Origin of the sequence: Halomonas heilongjiangensis (genome assembly GCF_002879645.1) — a bacterium.
Classification (GTDB): domain Bacteria; phylum Pseudomonadota; class Gammaproteobacteria; order Pseudomonadales; family Halomonadaceae; genus Halomonas; species Halomonas heilongjiangensis.
On sequence record NZ_PNRE01000104.1, the window covers coordinates 24,079 to 42,548 of the forward strand.

General features: G+C 62.1%; 14 protein-coding genes. 10 read left to right on the forward strand and 4 right to left on the reverse strand.

The annotated features are described in order from the left end of the window. Positions 1–55 precede the first annotated feature (55 nt). The 3 genes from C1H66_RS21845 to C1H66_RS21855 all read right to left on the reverse strand — a co-directional run bounded on the left by C1H66_RS21845 (position 56) and on the right by C1H66_RS21855 (position 3,676). Positions 56–1,366 (reverse strand): NAD(P)/FAD-dependent oxidoreductase, encoded by a 1,311-nt coding sequence (locus C1H66_RS21845; protein ID WP_102629975.1) that lies wholly within the window; start codon positions 1,364–1,366, stop codon positions 56–58. Between the two features lie 286 nt (positions 1,367–1,652). Then, the gene (locus C1H66_RS21850; protein WP_102629976.1) at positions 1,653–2,513 is read right to left on the reverse strand and encodes a GNAT family N-acetyltransferase; all 861 of its coding nucleotides are present in this window, start codon (positions 2,511–2,513) and stop codon (positions 1,653–1,655) included. Positions 2,514–2,797: 284 nt separating this feature from the next. After that, positions 2,798–3,676: a GNAT family N-acetyltransferase gene (locus C1H66_RS21855; RefSeq protein WP_110286138.1), complete on the reverse strand. Its 879-nt coding sequence runs from the start codon at positions 3,674–3,676 to the stop codon at positions 2,798–2,800. A gap of 632 nt (positions 3,677–4,308) precedes the next feature. Here C1H66_RS21855 and C1H66_RS21860 point away from each other — a divergent pair. From C1H66_RS21860 to C1H66_RS21905, 10 genes are all read left to right on the forward strand, one after another. Continuing rightward, on the forward strand, positions 4,309–5,922 hold the full coding sequence (locus C1H66_RS21860; protein WP_102629978.1) for an ABC transporter substrate-binding protein: 1,614 nt from the start codon (positions 4,309–4,311) through the stop codon (positions 5,920–5,922). 81 nt (positions 5,923–6,003) lie between these two features. Further along, positions 6,004–6,957, forward strand: a complete 954-nt coding sequence (locus tag C1H66_RS21865; protein WP_102629979.1) for an ABC transporter permease — start codon at positions 6,004–6,006, stop codon at positions 6,955–6,957. After that, positions 6,954–7,880 (forward strand): ABC transporter permease, encoded by a 927-nt coding sequence (locus tag C1H66_RS21870; RefSeq protein ID WP_240618429.1) that lies wholly within the window; start codon positions 6,954–6,956, stop codon positions 7,878–7,880. Before C1H66_RS21865 ends, C1H66_RS21870 begins: the two co-directional genes overlap by 4 nt. 1 nt (position 7,881) lies before the next feature. Then, positions 7,882–9,705, forward strand: a complete 1,824-nt coding sequence (locus tag C1H66_RS21875; RefSeq protein ID WP_102629980.1) for an ABC transporter ATP-binding protein — start codon at positions 7,882–7,884, stop codon at positions 9,703–9,705. A gap of 62 nt (positions 9,706–9,767) precedes the next feature. After that, entirely contained in the window at positions 9,768–10,178 is a 411-nt protein-coding gene (locus C1H66_RS21880; RefSeq protein WP_102629981.1) for a helix-turn-helix domain-containing protein, read from the forward strand. Positions 10,179–10,205: 27 nt separating this feature from the next. Next, positions 10,206–11,195, forward strand: a complete 990-nt coding sequence (locus C1H66_RS21885) for a threonine/serine dehydratase family protein (protein ID WP_102630017.1) — start codon at positions 10,206–10,208, stop codon at positions 11,193–11,195. Positions 11,196–11,214: 19 nt separating this feature from the next. Then, the gene (locus C1H66_RS21890; RefSeq protein WP_102629982.1) at positions 11,215–12,207 is read left to right on the forward strand and encodes an ornithine cyclodeaminase family protein; all 993 of its coding nucleotides are present in this window, start codon (positions 11,215–11,217) and stop codon (positions 12,205–12,207) included. Positions 12,208–12,310: 103 nt separating this feature from the next. Continuing rightward, positions 12,311–14,263 carry an acetate--CoA ligase gene (gene acs / locus C1H66_RS21895; protein WP_102629983.1) on the forward strand — a complete coding sequence of 651 codons (1,953 nt, stop codon included), beginning with the start codon at positions 12,311–12,313 and terminating at the stop codon, positions 14,261–14,263. A 258-nt stretch (positions 14,264–14,521) separates the two neighbouring features. Next, positions 14,522–16,279, forward strand: coding sequence for a dihydroxy-acid dehydratase (locus tag C1H66_RS21900; RefSeq protein ID WP_102629984.1), 1,758 nt, complete (start codon positions 14,522–14,524; stop codon positions 16,277–16,279). Positions 16,280–16,288: 9 nt separating this feature from the next. Continuing rightward, positions 16,289–17,215: a 2-hydroxyacid dehydrogenase gene (locus C1H66_RS21905; RefSeq protein ID WP_102629985.1), complete on the forward strand. Its 927-nt coding sequence runs from the start codon at positions 16,289–16,291 to the stop codon at positions 17,213–17,215. 353 nt (positions 17,216–17,568) lie between these two features. Here C1H66_RS21905 and C1H66_RS21910 read toward each other — a convergent pair whose 3' ends face one another. Next, entirely contained in the window at positions 17,569–18,240 is a 672-nt protein-coding gene (locus C1H66_RS21910) for a haloacid dehalogenase type II (RefSeq protein WP_102629986.1), read from the reverse strand. Between the last annotated feature and the right edge of the window lie 230 nt (positions 18,241–18,470).

Consider the following 18,470-nt stretch of genomic DNA (forward strand, 5'->3'; position numbering starts at 1 on the left):
AACCGGCCCGTGCGTGGCTATTCCGGTAGGGGCCCAGGTGGGGTGTGTTGCCCTCTTAGCGGCTGGCACGCCACATCGCGATGCGGTCCTGCAGCCCATAGCCCTGGATGATGGCCGGCATGAACCACGGATTGCCACGATAGAGCGGAATGAAGGCAGGCGGCCGGAAGTCGAAGGCCGAGCGAGCGTGCGTACTCTCTCCCATCAGCCTGTGTGCCGCACGCATCCCGATCCATGGTGCCCAGACCACGCCAGAACCGCAGAAGCCGGTAGCGTAGAGCACGCCGTTCTTCTCGAAGATACGGGGGAGCATGTCGCGGTTCATCGCCACGTTGCCGAACCAACTGTGCGAAAGGCGAACATTCTCGAGTTCGGGAAAGCGTTTCACCAGGCCCTTGCGAAGGCGGAGCGTCGGTGCCACCGGGTCGCCTACGCGGGAGCTGTCGCGGCCTCCCAGCAGGATACGCCTGCCGTCGGGTGAGGGCCGGTAATAGAAACCCAACTGGAGACCCTCGCCCATCATCATCAATTTCGGCATCAAGCGCGCCATTACGTCGGGCGCGAGTTCCTCGGTGGCAATGATCCGGCTGCGAACCGGTACCATGCGGCGGCGCAGGTAGGGGCTGGCACCGTCCGTGTAGCCGTTGGTGCAGACCAGAACCTGCCGTGCCTGAACCGTCCCCGCCGAGGTCACGACGCGGAATCCGGGGCCGTCCCGCTCTATCGAAGTCACGGGGGTGTTCGAATGGACCGTCAGTCCCGAAGCCAATGCCACGCGCAGGAGTTCGGCGTGGAACTTGGCCGGGTTCAGCCCTCCGATGTCCCTCCTGACCGTGCCGCCGCGGTAGAAGTCGGTGCCGATATAGTTGCGCTGCTCGGCATGCGGAACGGCGTAAGACTCGATCCCCAGTCTCTTCGCCAGTGCCTCGGCACCCCGTGCCATCGTATCGTACTGTTCATAGCCGATGGCGCCTTTGAACAGGCCGGTGAGTTGGAAGTCACAGTCGAGCCTTTCGGTCTCGATGAAATCATAGAGGAAGTCGCGGGCGATCTTGCCCTCGGCCTCGATCGCCATCGCCTTCTGCTCGCCGAAGCGGCGGCTGAGCGTGGCGTAGTCCGGTCGAATGCTGCCACTGGTGATCCCGCCGTTGCGCGATGAGGCTCCCTCGCCCGGACTCATTCCATCGAATGCGGCAACCGACCGTCCAGCACGCGTCAGTGCAAGTCCCGCCGAAAGCCCGGCGTAGCCCGCGCCCACGATCACCACGTCGAGCTTCTTGGCCAGCGGCTGCTGCGGCAGCGGCTTGACGGGCGCCGTTTCCCACCAGTAGGTCGTGTTCTTTTCGGCGACGCTGGGCTCGTGCATGTGACTCTCTTCTCTTGATGTATGCAGATTGCAGGTCGGGGCGTAGCATCGGCTGCATTCGCCTGGGCAGGCGGTGTAACTATCGGTTTGATGTACTGTCCCGATGTAAAAACGATGACCCCACCTCTGTGGTGAAGGAGGCCGATTGCCTCCTTCCGGTATCGCAGTTCTGACGTCTTAATGAGTATGGCTATTTTTATTTATGAAGATTTGCCGAAACTCAGCGCCCCGGCAGTAGAAAACTTCGATAAGCTCACTTGGCTGGCAGATTATGCCGCCATTCAAATTAGCCCAGCGCCTGGTTGATGATGGCGAACTGCTGCAGGCCAAAGGCAGGCACCGGTGCTTCGCCCCTGACCATGCCAACGACGGAATCGACCTGCAGAAGACCGAGTTCCTGCAACCAGGGGCTCAATTGGCCAGAGTCGTGAACATCGATTCGCACGAAGGAGTCGGCGCGGGCTTCGAGCAAATAACTGATCATGGCCTTGGCTCGTTCGGGATCGGGCGCAACCACCGGCCCGATCACGTAACCGTGTCCGAAACGGCGCATCAGCGCGAAACCGGTGAGCTCTCCGGAGCTGTCGATGACAACGCCTTCGGCGACCTGAAGCAGTGCGTTCAGGACCATCGCGCGGGGCATACCGGTGCCGCCTGCCGCCAGTTCGATCAGCTTGGCGCGATCGTTCATGCCCACCGGCCGTATACGTTCTCCAGACGGTGGCGCAACGATTTCGGGCTGAACGACGGTGCCCTGGTGCTGGTGGACCGTGCCGATGGCCTTGAAGCCGAGTCGCTCGTAAAGGGGTTGGCCTGCGGGGGTGGCGAACAGCAGCGTATTGCGTTCACCGATCAGGTCGAGTATCGACTCCATCAATCCGCGCCCGATGCCTTTGCCCTGGGCCTCGGGCGAAACGATGATCATGCCGAGCGACGCATAATCGCTGCCATGGCTCCAGCACATGGCAGTGCCGATGACCTCGCCATTGCGCTCGGCGACAAAACCGTCGCCGAGGCGATGTACGAACTGCCAGTCTTCGAGTCGATGTGGCCAACGAACCGCTTGCGAGAGTTGATGAGCGGCTGGCAGATCGCTCTCCAGCATGCGTCGACAGGTAATGTCAGTATCAAGGTTCTGGACTGTCATAAGTTGTTCCTCCACAGATTCTTGTAACTCTGGCGCCTGGCGTAGGGCAATACTAGGACGTTCTTGCCGTTATGGAGGCGTAATTATGGTGAGAGACGAATTCGGTAGTAATGTCCGGAGTAGGTGGCAGGAGCGAACGATGGTGCCGCTGTGGCCCGTGTTTTTGACATGATATTGATGGTAGTCATGCGCAACTGAGTCAGCCGAGAGGGTGGGGGTGAGCGCGTGCGATCCGCCGTTATTATGCGCAGCGATTCCCGAATTAGGGCATCATAGGGGGCCGCCTAGCCTAGGGATTGGTTCACGAGCGCGAAAGTGCAGACCTCGGTATCGGCCGGCACCACGGCGGGCAGGGACATGGCGGTCACCCTGTCATACTCCGGCATTCCGCAACGCCTGAGGAATTCGGTGAAGCCGCCCTCGGACTGGGTGGTATCGACTCGGAGAAACCTGCCTGCATGCTTCGCCACATGGGGGGCGGTCAGCGCGATGGCGTCGACGGTATCCTTCGCGACAACCGGTCCTACGACATGGCCTCGGCCGAACCTGTGGCACAGGGCAAAGCCGGCGATACGCCCTTTCCGCTCGAGCACGGTGCCTTCGCAGCGCTTGACCAGTTCTGTCAGGATGGCCGTTCTGTCGGCGCCGAAGGCGGCCTGATCGAGTCGGGCGATCTCCGCGAGGTCTGCCGCCTTCAGTGGGCGAACCCGGGTATCGGCTGGCACCGGAGGCTCATCGGGGTCGATTGCCGTGCCCTGGTGTTGGTGCACGATGGCTTCCGGCTTGAAGCCAAGGGCGTCAGCGAGGCGATAGGCGACCCGAGGGGCGATTATCTGAAGGCGACGGCCACGGCACTGCTGCATCACGTGATCCATCAGCCAGCCGCCGCCACCCTGCGCCTGGAGCTGTGGCGAGGTGATGACCATGCCGATGGTGGCGAAGTCGTTGCCCATCGGAAACCACATCGCCGAGCCGACGATTCGGCCGATCTTGTCGCAGCCGGCAAACCCCTTGCCGAGCTTGAGCAGCATACGCCAGTCGTCGGGTCGGTGCGGCCAGCCGACACCCACCGACAGCTGGTGCAGTTTGCCGATATCGTCGTCCTGAAGCTCTCTCAGCGTCAGCTCATAGGTATGCAGGCGCTTTGACGTCGCGGTGGACACTTGGCTCTCCGTAAAGGCTCTCGTGTTGCGACTTGTCAGTGTGGCAGCGGGAAGGCGTCATTGCTAGGACGTTCTTGCCGCCTGGGGGGCGGCATGGTTCAGCAAAGGGCATTCGCCATCAATGGCTCCGAGGTGTGACACCAACGCAATATAGTGCCGCACCGCCCTACCTTGGCAGCACAATATTCCGCTCAAGCCAATTTATCGCTGCGAACTCCTGCGTGAGGCCGTGCCGCTGGTCGAGCTGCGGTTCATCTTCTTCTTGATCATGGGCCCGGGCAGCGAGGCCGGGTGTGGCGACCGGCTCGCCGGAGTCTCTTCGGGCATACGGCAGCTTCTGCCGTATGGTGCGGGCAATGCCACTGATTGTAGGTGCGAGCGTGGGCAAAACGAACCAAAAGCGTTGCTCATTGGTGCTGTAATTGTTTCAACGGGTTGTCCACATCCCATGGGGCATGTGAGTCGGGTCGTTCACATCGTTACTACGGTCAGGGAAAAGAGTATCGGCATAGATAAAGCGCGTCACGAGAGAGGACAGCAAACCCCTGGATTGCCTGAGGTGGGCCCTTGGAAAACGGCGCGCCGATATAACAACAGACAAGCAATGATAATCGGATAGACGGAGGCATAACATGAAGAACAGGAACTTCCCTAATCATGACCAGCGGATCGTGTCAGAGCTGATGCGAACAGCCGGTCATGGCATCTCGCGGCGCGATGTGCTGCGGGGAATGGCCGCCGGTACCGTACTGGCCGCCACTGCCGGTGGCTTGATGACCGGTGCGTCGTCCGCCTTCGCCCAGACGCCCCAGCGCGGCGGACGCATCAAGGTGGCGAGCGCGACCAGCTCGACCGCCGATACGCTGGATCCGGCCAAGGGGGGGAACTACACCGACTATTGCCGTCATTTCATGTTCTACAGCGGCCTGACGACGCTGGACGACACGCTGGTGCCGCAGATGTCGCTGGCGGAGTCGTTCGACACCGACGATGCCCAGTCCTGGGTCATCAAGCTGCGCCAGGACGTCGTCTTCCACGATGGCCAGCCGTTCACCGCGGCCGATGTGGTCTACTCGCTGAATCGCCACAAGGACCCGCAAACCGCCTCCAAGGCGCTCAGCGTCGCCCAGCAGCTCGAGGAAGTCAGCGCCGCCGGGCCGCATGAGGTGCAGATCCGGCTCTCCAGTCCCAACGCCGATCTGCCGTCGATCCTCGCCACCTCCCACTTCCTGATCGTGCGCGATGGCACCACCGACTTCAGCCTCGCCAACGGTACCGGGCCCTTCGAATGTGCGGAATTCCAGCCGGGCGTGCGCTCGATCGGGGTGCGCAACGACAGCTACTGGAAGTCGGGCCAGCCGTATCTCGACGAGATCGAGTTCTTCGCGATTCCGGACGAGGCCGCGCGCATCAATGCCCTGCTCGCCGGCGACGTCGATCTCATCAACCCGGTCAATCCGCGCTCCATCCCGCGCATCCTGGACAGTGCCAACGCCTCGGTGATGGAGTCCCCGACCGGTGGCTACACCAACCTGGTGATGCGTGACGCCCTGGGTCCGGTCCAGAACCCGGACTTCGTGCTGGCGATGAAGCACCTGCTCGATCGCGAGCAGATCCATCGGGTCGCCTTCCGTGGCTTCGGCGTCCTCGCCAACGATCAGCCGATTGCGCCCAGCCACCGGTACTACTTCGATGGTCTGCCACAGCGTGAGTTCGACCCGGACAAAGCGAAGTACCACCTGGAGCGATCCGGCATGGGCGGAAGTCCGATTCCCCTCGTGGCCTCCGAAGCCGCCACCGGCTCGGTGGATATGGCCCAGTTGCTGCAGCTCTCGGCGCAGGAGATCGGGCTCAGGCTCGAACTGAAGCGGATGCCGGCGGACGGCTACTGGTCCAATCACTGGATGAAGCACCCACTGGGCTTCGGCAACATTGGTGCGCGCCCGACCGCCGACCTGCTGTTCAGCCTGTTCTACAAGTCCGATGCTAGCAACAACGAATCGGGCTGGCAGAACGAACAGTTCGACCAGTTGCTGGTTGCCGCGCGCGGCGAGACCGACGACGCCAAGCGCAAGCAGATGTATGCCGACATGCAGGTGTTGATACATGAACACTGCGGTATCGGCATTCCGCAGTTCAACAGCAGTATCGACGGCCACAGCGCCAAGCTGAGGGGGCTCTCCCCTCACCCGCTGGGCGGCCTGATGGGCTACATGTTCGCTGAACACGTCTGGCTGGAAGCCTGAGCGTTTACGACAACCATAGCTCGATAATGATGGCGTCGGCTGCGTTTAGACGCACCTGACGCCATTAAGAATAGGTGAACCATGAACAATATAGTCGCACGGCTAATAATTGGCCGGCTGGGCATCGGAGTGCTCACGCTGCTTATCGTCTCGCTGGTGGTCTTTATTCTCACCGGTCTGTTGCCGGGGGATGCGGCACAGGAGCAGCTCGGCCAGGAGGCGACGCCTGAGGCGGTGGCGGCCCTGCGTGCACAGTTGGGTCTGGACCAACCCGTGTACCTGCGTTACCTAAGCTGGCTGGGTGGCCTGGTTACGGGCAATCCCGGCGTTTCGCTGGTCAACGGCATGGCGGTCGACGACCTGATCGCGAGCCGACTGCCCAACTCCCTCAAACTGGCAGCGGCGACCGCCCTGATTGCCGTGCCGCTGGCGCTTACAATCGGCATCGTCTCGGCGATGTATCGCGGATCGATCTTCGACCGCTATACCAACATGCTGGCGGTGTTCCTAGTGTCGGTACCCGAGTTTCTGATTGCCACCATCGCGGTGCTGATCTTCGCGGTCAAGTTGGGTTGGCTGTCGGCGCTGTCGCGCTCCGTTGAAGTCGACTCTTTCCTGGAGCTGCTCAGTGTCTATGCCATGCCGGTATTGACCCTGTGCTGCGTGCTGGTCGCTCAGATGGCGCGCATGACGCGAGCGGCGGTGATCGATCAGCTCAGCGCTCCCTACGTGGAAATGGCAGTTCTCAAGGGCGCGCGACCGGTACGGGTGGTGCTCCGGCATGCGCTGCCGAATGCGATCGGCCCGATTGCCAATGCCGTGGCGTTGAGCCTGTCCTATCTGCTCGGCGGCGTGGTCATCGTCGAGTCGATCTTCAACTATCCGGGCATCGCGACGCTGATGGTAAACGCCGTGGTGACTCGCGACATGCCGCTGGTTCAGGCGTGCGTCATGTTGTTCTCGCTGGGCTTTCTGGTGTTGGTGCTGGTTGCCGACATCATTGCAATCGTATCCAACCCGAGGCTGCGCACATGAACCCGAACACAATTCCGACGGACTCACCGAAATTGAGTACACCGGGAGCACGGGCTGACGCCGTGGTCGATGCGGTGTTCGACGAAAAGCCGCCAAGCGTCGCGCGCCGCCGCCCCAAGCGGCCGGTCAGCGGTGCCCTGGGGTTATTGGTAGTCGGGTTCTGGCTGCTGATGGCCTTGGTCGGTCCCTGGTTGGCGCCCCATGGTGCCAACGCCCTGGTCGCCGACGATGTATTCGGCCCACTCAGCCTGCAATTCCCGCTTGGGACGGACTTCCTGGGCCGGGACATCCTCAGCCGGCTGTTGCACGGTGCGCCCTACACGCTCGGCGTGGCAATGGCGGCAACGGTGCTCGCCTGCCTGTTCGGTGTGGTGCTGGGCCTGGTGGCGGCCGCCTCCGGCGGCTGGCTCGATGCTGCCATCAGTCGCACTCAGGACGCCTTGATTGCGATTCCCAACAAGATCTTCGCCCTGATCATGGTGGCCTCTTTCGGTTCTTCCGTGCCCCTGCTGCTGGTCATGGCCGCCTTCGCCTATATGCCCGGCTCCTACCGTATCGCGCGTGCGGTCGCGGTTAACGTCATGACGATGGACTTCGTCCAGGTCGCGCGAGCGAGGGGGGAAGCCATGCCGTACATCATGTTCATCGAGGTGTTACCGAACATGCTCCGTCCGGTGCTGACCGACTTCGGCCTGCGTTTCGTCTACGTCGTGCTGCTGTTGAGCGCGATGAGCTTTCTCGGCCTGGGCGTGCAGCCACCGGACGCCGACTGGGGCTCTCTGGTACGGGAAAACATCCAGGGCCTAGGGGAGGGCGCTCCGGCGGTATTGGCGCCGGCGGTTGCCATCGCCACGCTGACCATAGGGGTCAACCTGATCATCGACAGCTTCGGTGGACGGGCCAAGCGCGAGATGGAGAACTGAGATGAACGAAATCGTCAAGGTAAGCGGCCTGCGCGTAGCGGCACGTAACGAGGCCGGCGTCGATGTCCCGATCGTGCACGGTGCCGATTTCAGTCTGAACAAGGGCGAGGTGCTGGCGTTGATCGGCGAGTCCGGTTCCGGCAAGACCACCATCGCGCTGGCGCTGATGGGCTATGCCCGTGCCGGCTGTCGTATCGTCGGGGGATCGGTGCGCATCGGCGATGTCGAGGTGCTCGAACAGCCGGATTCCGAGCTGGCGAAGCTGCGTGGACGCACCGTGGCCTATATCGCTCAGAGCGCGGCGGCGGCGTTCAATCCCGCCAAGACCATTATGCAGCAGGTGATCGAGAGTGCGCTGATCCATGGCGTGATGTCGCGGCGAGCGGCGCAGGCCAAGGCGGTCGAGCTGTTCCGGGCGCTGGCACTGCCGGACCCCGAACATATCGGCGCACGCTATCCGCACCAGGTGTCGGGCGGGCAGCTGCAGCGGCTGATGGCGGCGATGGCGCTGATCACCGAGCCGGCGCTGGTCATCCTCGACGAGCCGACCACGGCGCTCGATGTCACCACCCAGATCGAGGTGCTGCGAGCCTTCAAGAAGGTGGTGCGCGACCTCGATACGACGGCGGTATACGTTTCGCACGACCTGGCGGTGGTAGCGCAGATGGCCGATCGCATCGTGGTGCTGCGCAACGGAGAGATCCAGGAGAACAGCCGCACCGAGCAGATCCTGGAGGAGCCGGCGCACCCCTACACCCGCAGCCTGCTGGCGGCGATGAAGCCGGCGGCGCGCCAGGACGCGACAGGCCAGAAGGGGGGGCGCGTAGAAGAGGACCTGCTGCTCGACGTACGGGGTCTCGAGATTTGCTATGGCAGCAAGCGGGTTGTGCAGGATATCGACCTCCAGGTCCGCCGCGGAGCAACGGTCGGGATCATCGGTGAATCCGGGTCGGGCAAGACCACCGTTGCGCGGGCCATTGCCGGCCTGGTGGCACCCTCGGCCGGGCAGGTCCTGCTGGATGGCCAGCGGCTCAGCGGGACGCTCGCCGGACGAACCCGCGAGCAGTTCCGGCGCGTGCAGTACGTGTTCCAGAATGCCGACACGGCGCTGAATCCGCAGCACAGCATCGAAGAGATCCTGGCGCGCCCCCTGCGCTTCTACCACGGCATGCGCAGCGCGCAGCGCCGTCGCCGGGTGGCCGAGCTGCTGGAGCTGGTGCAGCTGCCGGCGAGCCTGGCGAAGCGTCGCCCAAGTGAGCTTTCCGGCGGTCAGAAGCAGCGTATCAACCTGGCGCGGGCGCTGGCGGCCGAGCCGGACCTGATCCTCTGCGACGAGGTGACCTCGGCCCTGGATACGGTGGTGGGTGCCGCGATACTCGAATTGATGGCGGATCTGAGGCGGGAACTGAACGTTTCCTACCTGTTCATCAGCCACGATATCAGCACGGTACGGGCGATCTGCGACGAGGTGGTGGTGATGTATTCCGGCGCCAAGGTGGAGCAGGGCAATCGCTCGACATTCCAGGCGCCGCCGTACCACCCGTATACCCACCTGTTGATCGACTCGGTGCCGGAGATGTATCAGGGCTGGCTCGAGGAGACGCGGGCGGGGCGGGGCGCGCTGCCGCAGATCGTTGCGTCGACGACGTCGGCGCAACTCTGTCCGTTCCTGGCGCGCTGTCCGGTCAGGATCGATGGCAAGTGCAACAAGGTATCGCCTCCGCGGGTGCGGCTCGACAAAGGCAACGAAATACTCTGCCACCACAGCGATAGCGAACTGCGTCACTTCGACGAGCTGGTGCCGGCAATGGCAGTCAGCGGCTGATGGCGGGACCTGTCATGTCGATCGAGTCAGTTCTTTGGTGACTTTGGTTGGGAGTGTCGAAGATGAACGAGACAAGCGTCAGTCCTCCCGCACGGCAAGATTGCGATCCTGCCCCTGACAGGAAGCGGAACGATGACGAAACGGCGCAGACGATCGCAACGGCCAAGCAGTACATCGATGAGAACTTCTGCGAGCCGATCAATCTCGACGATCTGGCGGAGCTGGTCGGCATGACCCGTTTCAGTCTGTCCAAGCGGTTCCGTCAGCGATTCGGCATCTCCCCCTATCGCTATGTCTGTCAGGTGCGGGTCCGGCAAGCGCAGACGATGATGGAGCAGGGGCAGCGGCCGACGGAGATCGCCAGCGAGATCGGCTTCTTCGACCAGAGCCACCTAGCGAGGCATTTCAAGCGCCTTTGCGGAATGACACCGCGTCAGTACAGAACACGCTGTATTCAATCCGCAGGTCAATGAATCCTGCGCTATTTCAAGGGGATGGTTGTGGAAAAAACGACGGTAACGCTTGAGGACGTAAAACAAGCGGCAGTGCGTATCCGGCCTTATATTTGCCGCACGCCACTGCTCAGGGAAAGCAAGATGGACAGCGCTTTGGGTTGCCAAGTGTATGTCAAGCCCGAGATGCTTCAGGTGACCGGCGCTTTCAAGATCCGAGGGGCATTAAGCAAGATCTTGTCTTTGTCGCAGGAGGAACGGGACAAGGGAATCATCACCAGTTCATCGGGCAACCATGCTCAGGCATGTGCCTATGCAGGAAAAGTGCTCGGCATTCATGCGACCGTCATCGTTCCGGAAGACACCCCCACACTCAAGGTCGAGAATGCCCGGTCGATGGGGGCGGATGTCATCTTGTGGGACCGTGCCTATGCAGAGCGCTGGAAAAAGGTTCATGCAGAGGTCGAGGAGCATGGCTACACCATAGTGCACAACTATGAAGACTTCGACGTCATGGCCGGCCAGGGCACGATTGCCCTGGAGATCATGGAGGATCTGGCGGATGTGGAAACCGTTCTTGTTCCGATCGGTGGGGGTGGGCTTATTTCAGGGATTTCCACCGCCATCAAAGAGACCAATCCTTCTATAAGAGTGATTGGCGTCCAGGCCGAGGCCTGCTGCCCCTACTATTTGAGCCGCCAAAACGGCGAGCGAACCAGGGCGACAGTGAAGCAGACCCTAGCCGATGGCCTGGCATGCGACTGGCCTGGCAACAACACCTACCCCATCATCGAGAAATATGTGGACGATATCGTTACCGTCTCGGAAGAGGCCATCGAGGAGGCGGTAAGGGTGGTGGCAAAGGATGCCAAGCTCGTCGCGGAGCCTTCAGCCTGCGTCGGAATCGCCGCCTTGCTGTCAGGTGCCGTGACGACTCGCCCGGATGAAAAAGTCTGTGTGGTCCTTACCTCCGGGAACTGGGGCATCGACATGATCGGCAAGCTCCTCAAGGGCGAACGTGTGGCAGGTATTTTTTAACAAGTAAAAAGGAGCGAGCATGAAGACTCTGTTGTTGAACAAGGATGAAGTAGGATCGCTCATCGATCTGGACGCGGTGCTCGAAGCCGTTGAAAATGGCTACAAATCTTTCAATAGCGGAAAAGTCGTTCAGCCGGATTTCATGAGCATAGAGCTCCCTGGTTCACATGCGTGCATCGATTTCAAGGGCGGCCTTGATCTTGCTGGTGGGTATATCACCATCAAGTCCTCTGCTGGTGGATACAAAGGAAATCCCGAGTTGGGCCTGCCGACGGGCATGAACACCGTGATGCTCTTCGAGGCAAGCACCGGCGCTCTCAGGTGCGTCATGGATGGAACCTGGATCACCGGCTGTCGTACCGCCGCCGCGGGTGCCATATCGGTAAAAAACCTGGCACGCGAGGATGCAAGGACGCTTTGTATCATAGGGGCGGGAAATCAGGCGCGTAGACAGCTCAGAGCCATTATCCGGGTGAGGGATTTCTCCGAGGTTCTCGTATGGAACGCTTCCCCGCAAGCGCTCGATGAGTATGTTCGGGAAATGTCCGAGGAGACAGGTCTCAATATCCGAAAATGCGAAACTGCGGAGGAAGCGGTTCGCGCAGCCGACGTCGTCGTCACTACCACGCGAGCCCACAGAGGCCCTGTTGTCAAAAAGGAGTGGTTGAAGCCCGGTACGCATATCGTTGCCATTGGCTCCGATATGCCGGGCAAGCAGGAGCTTGGCGCCGATATATTCAAAGAGGCCAAGGTGGTCAACGACTCTGTCGAGCTTTGCGTCAAGTACGGCGATACACAGCATCCCGTTAAAGAAGGCATCATCAAGCCGGAAGACATTCATGCGGAAATCGGTGAGATTCTGTTGGGGGAAAAGGTCGGTCGTGAAAATTCAGAAGAAATAACAATATTCGACTCGGTTGGCATGGCCATTCAAGACACTGTGACAGTTGCCATGTTGTATAAGGCTGCCCTTGATAAGGGGCTCGGTACTCCCTATGAGTTTTTCAAATAATAATCTTTATGCAGGCCGCGGGTCAGTGAGCCCTGTGCCGGTCGAAAGTCTCCCGTCGTAGCGGGCGGCTGAAACAGGAACAAGCAATTGATGGACGTTGTTGATGAGTGAAATGAAACGTTACCCTGTCGATCCGGAATTCGCCGCCAAGGCGCACATCGACAACGCCAAATATCTGGCGATGTACGAGCAGTCGATCAAGGATCCGGACGCTTTCTGGGGCGAGCACGGCAAGCGCCTGGACTGGTTCGGCCCTTACAGCCGGGTCAAGCATACGTCCTTCGATCCCCATAACGTCGATATCCGCTGGTTCGAAGACGGCACCCTCAACGCCGCCTACAACTGCCTCGACCGCCACCTGGAACAACGCGGCGACCAGGTCGCCATCATCTGGGAGGGCGACGACCCCAGCGAGTCCGAGAAAATCAGCTACCGCGACCTCCACGAGCGCGTCTGTCGCCTCGCCAATGCGCTCAAGGCCGAGGGGGTCGAGAAGGGCGACGTGGTCACCCTCTACATGCCGATGATTCCGGAAGCCGCCGTGGCGATGCTGGCCTGTGCCCGCCTCGGCGCCGTGCACTCGGTGGTCTTCGGCGGCTTCTCGCCGGAAGCCCTGGCGAACCGCATCGAAGGTGCCGCCTCCAGGCTGGTGATCACCTCCGACTACTCGCGGCGCGGCGGCAAGGTGGTGCCGCTGAAGGCCAACGTCGACGAGGCGCTGGCCGATCCGGCCGCGGCCAGGTATTGCAAGAAGGTGGTGGTGGTGAAGCGCACCGACGACGAGCTGGCGTGGCACGACCACCGCGACCTCTGGTACCACGAGATCACCGTCAAGGCCTCGATCGAGTGCCCGGCCGAGGAACTGAACGCCGAGGATCCGCTGTTCATCCTCTACACCTCCGGCTCCACCGGCAAGCCGAAGGGGCTCGAGCACACCACCGGCGGCTACCTGGTCTATGCGTCGATGACCCACGAGTACGTTTTCGATTACCGGGAAGGCGATATCTACTGGTGTACCGCCGACGTCGGCTGGGTCACCGGCCACAGCTACATCGTCTACGGCCCGCTGGCCAATGGCGCCACCACCCTGATGTTCGAGGGCGTGCCGAGCTATCCGGACAACAGCCGCTTCGGCCGCGTCATCGAGAAGCACAGGGTCAACCAGTTCTATACCGCACCGACCGCGATCCGCGCGCTGATGCAGCAGGGCGAGGAGGTGCTGGGCGACGCCGACCTGTCCAGCCTGCGCCTGCTCGGTTCGGTCGGTGAGCCGATCAACCCGGAAGCCTGGGAGTGGTATCACCGCGTCGTCGGCCAGGGCCGCTGCCCGATCGTCGACACCTGGTGGCAGACCGAGACCGGCGGCATCATGATCACGCCGCTGCCGGGCGCGACCGCCACCAAGCCGGGCTCGGCGACGCGGCCGTTCTTCGGTGTGCAGCCGGCGCTGGTCGACAAGCAGGGCAACGAGCTCGAAGGCGCGGTCGAGGGCAATCTGGTGATCAAGGACTCCTGGCCGGGCCAGAGCCGCTCGATCTGGGGCGACCACGAGCGCTTCGTGCAGACCTACTTCTCGACCTTCAAGGGCTACTACACCACCGGCGACGGTGCGCGTCGCGACGAGGAGGGCTACTACTGGATCACCGGCCGCGTCGACGATGTCCTCAACGTTTCGGGCCACCGCATGGGCACCGCCGAGATCGAGTCGGCGCTGGTGGCGCACCCGGCGGTGGCGGAAGCCGCGGTCGTGGGCTATCCGCACAGCGTCAAGGGCCAGGGCATCTATGTCTATGTCACGCTGCAGGCCGGATTCGAGCAGTCCGACGAGCTGATGAAGGCGCTGCGCCACTGGGTGCGCCGCGAGATCGGCCCGATTGCCTCGCCGGACCTGATCCAGTTCGCCCCGGGCATGCCGAAGACCCGCTCCGGCAAGATCATGCGCCGCATCCTGCGCAAGATCGCCGAAGACGATTTCAGCAGCCTCGGCGACACCTCGACGCTGGCCGATCCGAGCGTGGTCGACGACCTGATCGCGAAGCGGCTGAATCGGTGGTAAGGGCCAGGGCCAGCCCCCGTATTCGTAATCCCGGTGCACGTGATGTTCGAAGTCTACGGGGGCGTTTATTTTCGCATATCGATTTTCCCATGAGCACGGATATTCGGATCGATCACACGCTATCTCGGCCGTCATTAGACTCTGACAATTGCATGGCCAAAGTCATGCCTTCATGCCGAATGCTTGGCGTAAATAGCAGATTATTTCCGCAATGTCCGATTATAATTATTTTGAGCTTATTTGCTGCAAGGTGAACTTATGAGCGAAAATAAAATTGAACACAGCCGGTCGCTGCGTAGCGCGCGCTGGTTCCGCAAGGATGATCTGCCGGGCTTCGTGCACCGTTCGACCCTGGCGGCCGCCGGATGGAGCCGCGAGGACCTGATGGAGCGCCCCGTCGTGGGCATCCTGAACACCTGGTCCGATATCAATCCCTGTAACCTCAACCTGCGTGACCTGGCGGAGGAGGTGAAGACCGGGATTCTCGAGGCGGGCGGCATCCCGCTCGAGGCGCCGCTGATGTCGATCAGCGAGAACATCATCAAACCGACCTCGTTTCCGTTTCGAAACCTACTCGCGATGGAGGCCGAGGAGTCCATCCGCGCCTATCCGTTCGATGCGGTGGTGCTGCTCGGGGGCTGCGACAAGACCCAACCGGCACTGCTGATGGGTGCCGCGAGCGCCGGCGTTCCCTGTCTCTTTATGGCCAGCGGCCCGGCGACGCCCCGTTCCTCGACCGGCGGGGATCTGGCGAATGCCACCGGTGTCTGGCGCCTGGTGGACGAGCTGCGCGCCGGCGAACTCTCCGAAGGCGACTTCGCGGCGTTTGAGCGCAGCGTCATGGGCACGGCGGGGCACTGTGCCGAGATGGGGACCGCCTCGTCCATGGCGGTCATCTGCGAGGCGCTGGGTCTGTCCCTGCCGGGCAGCAGCCTGGTGCCGGCGGTCGACCGGCGCCGCACCCGGTTCGCCCGCGAACTGGGGCGTCGCAGCGTCCGCATGGCCGCCGAAGGCAGTCCGCGTCCGAATGAGATACTCGACGAGCGGGCCTTCGACAACGCCATCACCCTCCTGTGTGCGGTGGGCGGTTCGACCAACGTCATCATCCACCTGCTGGCGCTCGCCGGCCGCGTCGGTGTGCCGTTGACCCTGGAGCGCTTCGACGAGATCGCCCGCCGCGTGCCGCTGATCGCCAACGTTCAGCCCGCCGGCGAACATCTGACCGAACGGCTGATGACCGCGGGCGGCGTGCCGGCCCTACTCAAGACACTCAAGCCGCTGTTGCACCTGGACGCGCGGACGGTCGACGGGCGCACGATCGGCGAGGTCATCGCGACCGCCGAGGTCATCGATGAGGATGTCATTCGCCCGCTGGACAAGCCGGTGAAGCCGGGCGGGACACTGGTCGTGGTGAAGGGCAACCTGGCGCCGGACGGGGCGGTGATGAAGACCTGCGCCGCAGACCCGAAACTGTTCAGTCATCGCGGCCCTGCGGTGGTTTTCGAGGACGTCCAGACGATCGCCGACCGGATTGACGATCCCGAGCTCGGCATCGACGAGAACAGCGTGCTCATTCTGCGCAACGCCGGTCCCGTGGGCGCGGCGATGCCGGAGTGGGGCATGCTGCCCCTGCCGCGCCACCTGATGGAGCGCGGCGTCCGCGATATGCTCCGCATCTCGGACGCGCGAATGAGCGGTACCGCCTACGGCGCCGCGGTGCTGCACGTTTCCCCCGAGGCGGCCATCGGTGGTCCGCTCGCCCTGGTGCAGGATGGCGACATCATCGAGCTGGACGTTGCCGAGCGTCGTCTGCAGCTCTGCGTCGAGCCGGAAGAGCTCGAGCGTCGGCGCCAGGCGTGGCAGCCGCCGCTGTCCCGGCACGTGCGTGGATACCGCAATCTTTACAGTCAACACATCGAGCAGGCGCATCGCGGCTGCGACTTTGACTTTCTCCGCGGCGCCAACGAAGAGACCCTCCCCGAAGGCCTCTTCGATGGCTGGGTAGGAGGCTGGTAGGACATTAATATGTGTATTCTCTATCGATCAGATCCACCGCGTGCGGCGGCTTGGGCGAGCTACTTCGCCGAACATGCCCCCGACCTTGACTTCCGTGTCTGGCCTGACGCCGGCGACCTCGACGAGGTTGAATACCTGATCGCCTGGCAGGCACCGGCGGACTTCATAGCCCAGTTGCCCCGGCTGAAGGTGTTTTTCTCCTCGGGAGCCGGGGTCGATCATGTCGACTTTTCCGCCGTGCCGGCGCACATTCCCATCGTCAGGATGGTCGAGCCCGGCATCATCGATGGCATGGTGGAATATGTGAGCCTCATGGTCCTGGCCCTCCACCGCGACTTCTTCGACTATGTGGAGGCGAAGGCGGCGCGCACCTGGGATCCCCTCGAGGTGCCGCCCGCCTCGTCCCGCACGATCGGTGTCATGGGCATGGGCTCCCTCGGCTGCGCCGTTCTGGAGCGGCTGGCGAACTACGGCTTCCGGCTGCGCGGATGGAATCGCTCTCTGCGTCACCTGGATGGCGTGGAGAGTTTCTCCGGCCCCGAGCAATTGCAGCCTTTCCTGGAGGGTTGCGATGTCCTGATTTGCCTGCTGCCGCTCACCTCGGCGACCCAGGGGATCCTGAACCGTGAGCTCTTCTCGGCGCTGCCCGCCGGGGCTGCGCTGATCAACGTTGGCCGCGGTCCGCACCTGGTGGATGCCGATCTCCTCGAGGCGCTGGATTCGGGCCTGCTGTCCCGTGCAATCCTCGACGTGACCGATCCCGAGCCCCTGCCACCCGAACACCCGTTCTGGGCGCATCCGCGGGTGTTCCTGACGCCCCACGTGGCGAGCATGACCCAGCCCGAATCGGCTGCGCCCATCCTGCTGGAGAACCTTCGCCGGCATCAAGGCGGCGAGCCGCTTGCGAACGTCATCGATCGCTCCCGCGGCTACTGAATCCCCTGCCGCAACCTGCGGAGGTCATTGCAACCAGGGTAACATCCCTGGTTTTTTACGTTCCCGATGCGTTGCGGCGTGCCGCCCGGTCACAGCCGACGTCGGGTTTGCTATCTAGCTCAGCAGAGCAAAGCCGGCGAACTGGACAAGCGGTGATCTGCTAAACCATGTGAACGTAATTCGATGGGGTCAGCTAGGGCGCTGCGGCAGTTGTTGCAATTCCAGGAAATGGAACTCGACAAGTCGAAAGGAGGGTGTGGTGTCAAGCGGAGGAGAGGGGGAGCGTCAATCGACGACCGCCCTCTTGCCTCGGCGGCGAAGAGTGCGGTCGTGATGAGAGGAGGCTTTTGCGCTTAGAGCCCGACCACGGAAGCCAGGCCGCCCATGTCCTTGATCACGTGAGTCACGTAATTCGGCGCCAGGTTCGGCTCATGGTTGCGATCGACCAACACGCGAGCGCCGTAGCCCAGGTCGGAGGCGGACATGTGGTCGTAGCGGAAGCTGCTGGAGACGTGCATGCACTCTTCCGGTGAGCAGCCGAGCTGGTCGAACATGTATTCGAAGGCCTGAAGGCGCGGCTTGTAGGCGCGGGCCTGCTCGGCGGTGAAGACATGGGCGAACGGGGCGCCGAGTTTTTCGACGTTGTGGTAGATCTGGTCGTTGTCGGCGTTGGAGAGGATCACCAGCGGAATTTCATGGGCGACCTTGAGCAGGCCTTCCGTCACGTCCGGGTGCGGGCCCCAGGTCGGCACTGAGTGGTAGATTTCCAGTGCTTCCTCCTCGCGGAACTCGAGCTTCCACTTGCGGCAAGTGCGCTCGACCGAGTTGTGAACGACTTCCTTGAACGGTTTCCAGTCGCCCAGGACTTCGTCGAGGCGATAGACACGGAAATCTTCGACGAAGGCTTCCATCTGCTCCGGGCTGATGCGATCCGCGAAGATCCGGCGCGCCGACGGGCCCATCTGGAAGTTCGTCATCGTGCCATAGCAATCGAAGGTGATGTACTTCGGCTTGAATGTGCTCATGAGTTGGGTTTCCTGTTTTTTTGCGATGGTGAAAAAAAAGCCCTTCGGCGTAGTAAGCAGTATCCCGGAGGCATGCCTCACGAATGGGGTTCATTCACTTTGCGCCGTAGACCCATTACACCATGGGAGGGCAAACAGATGGTTTCGATGCATGGGGGGGAAACCGCAATAAACGTCGCTTTTTTGGGTGCACGCGGCATATATAAGCGTCCGTTCGGGGCAATTTGTTG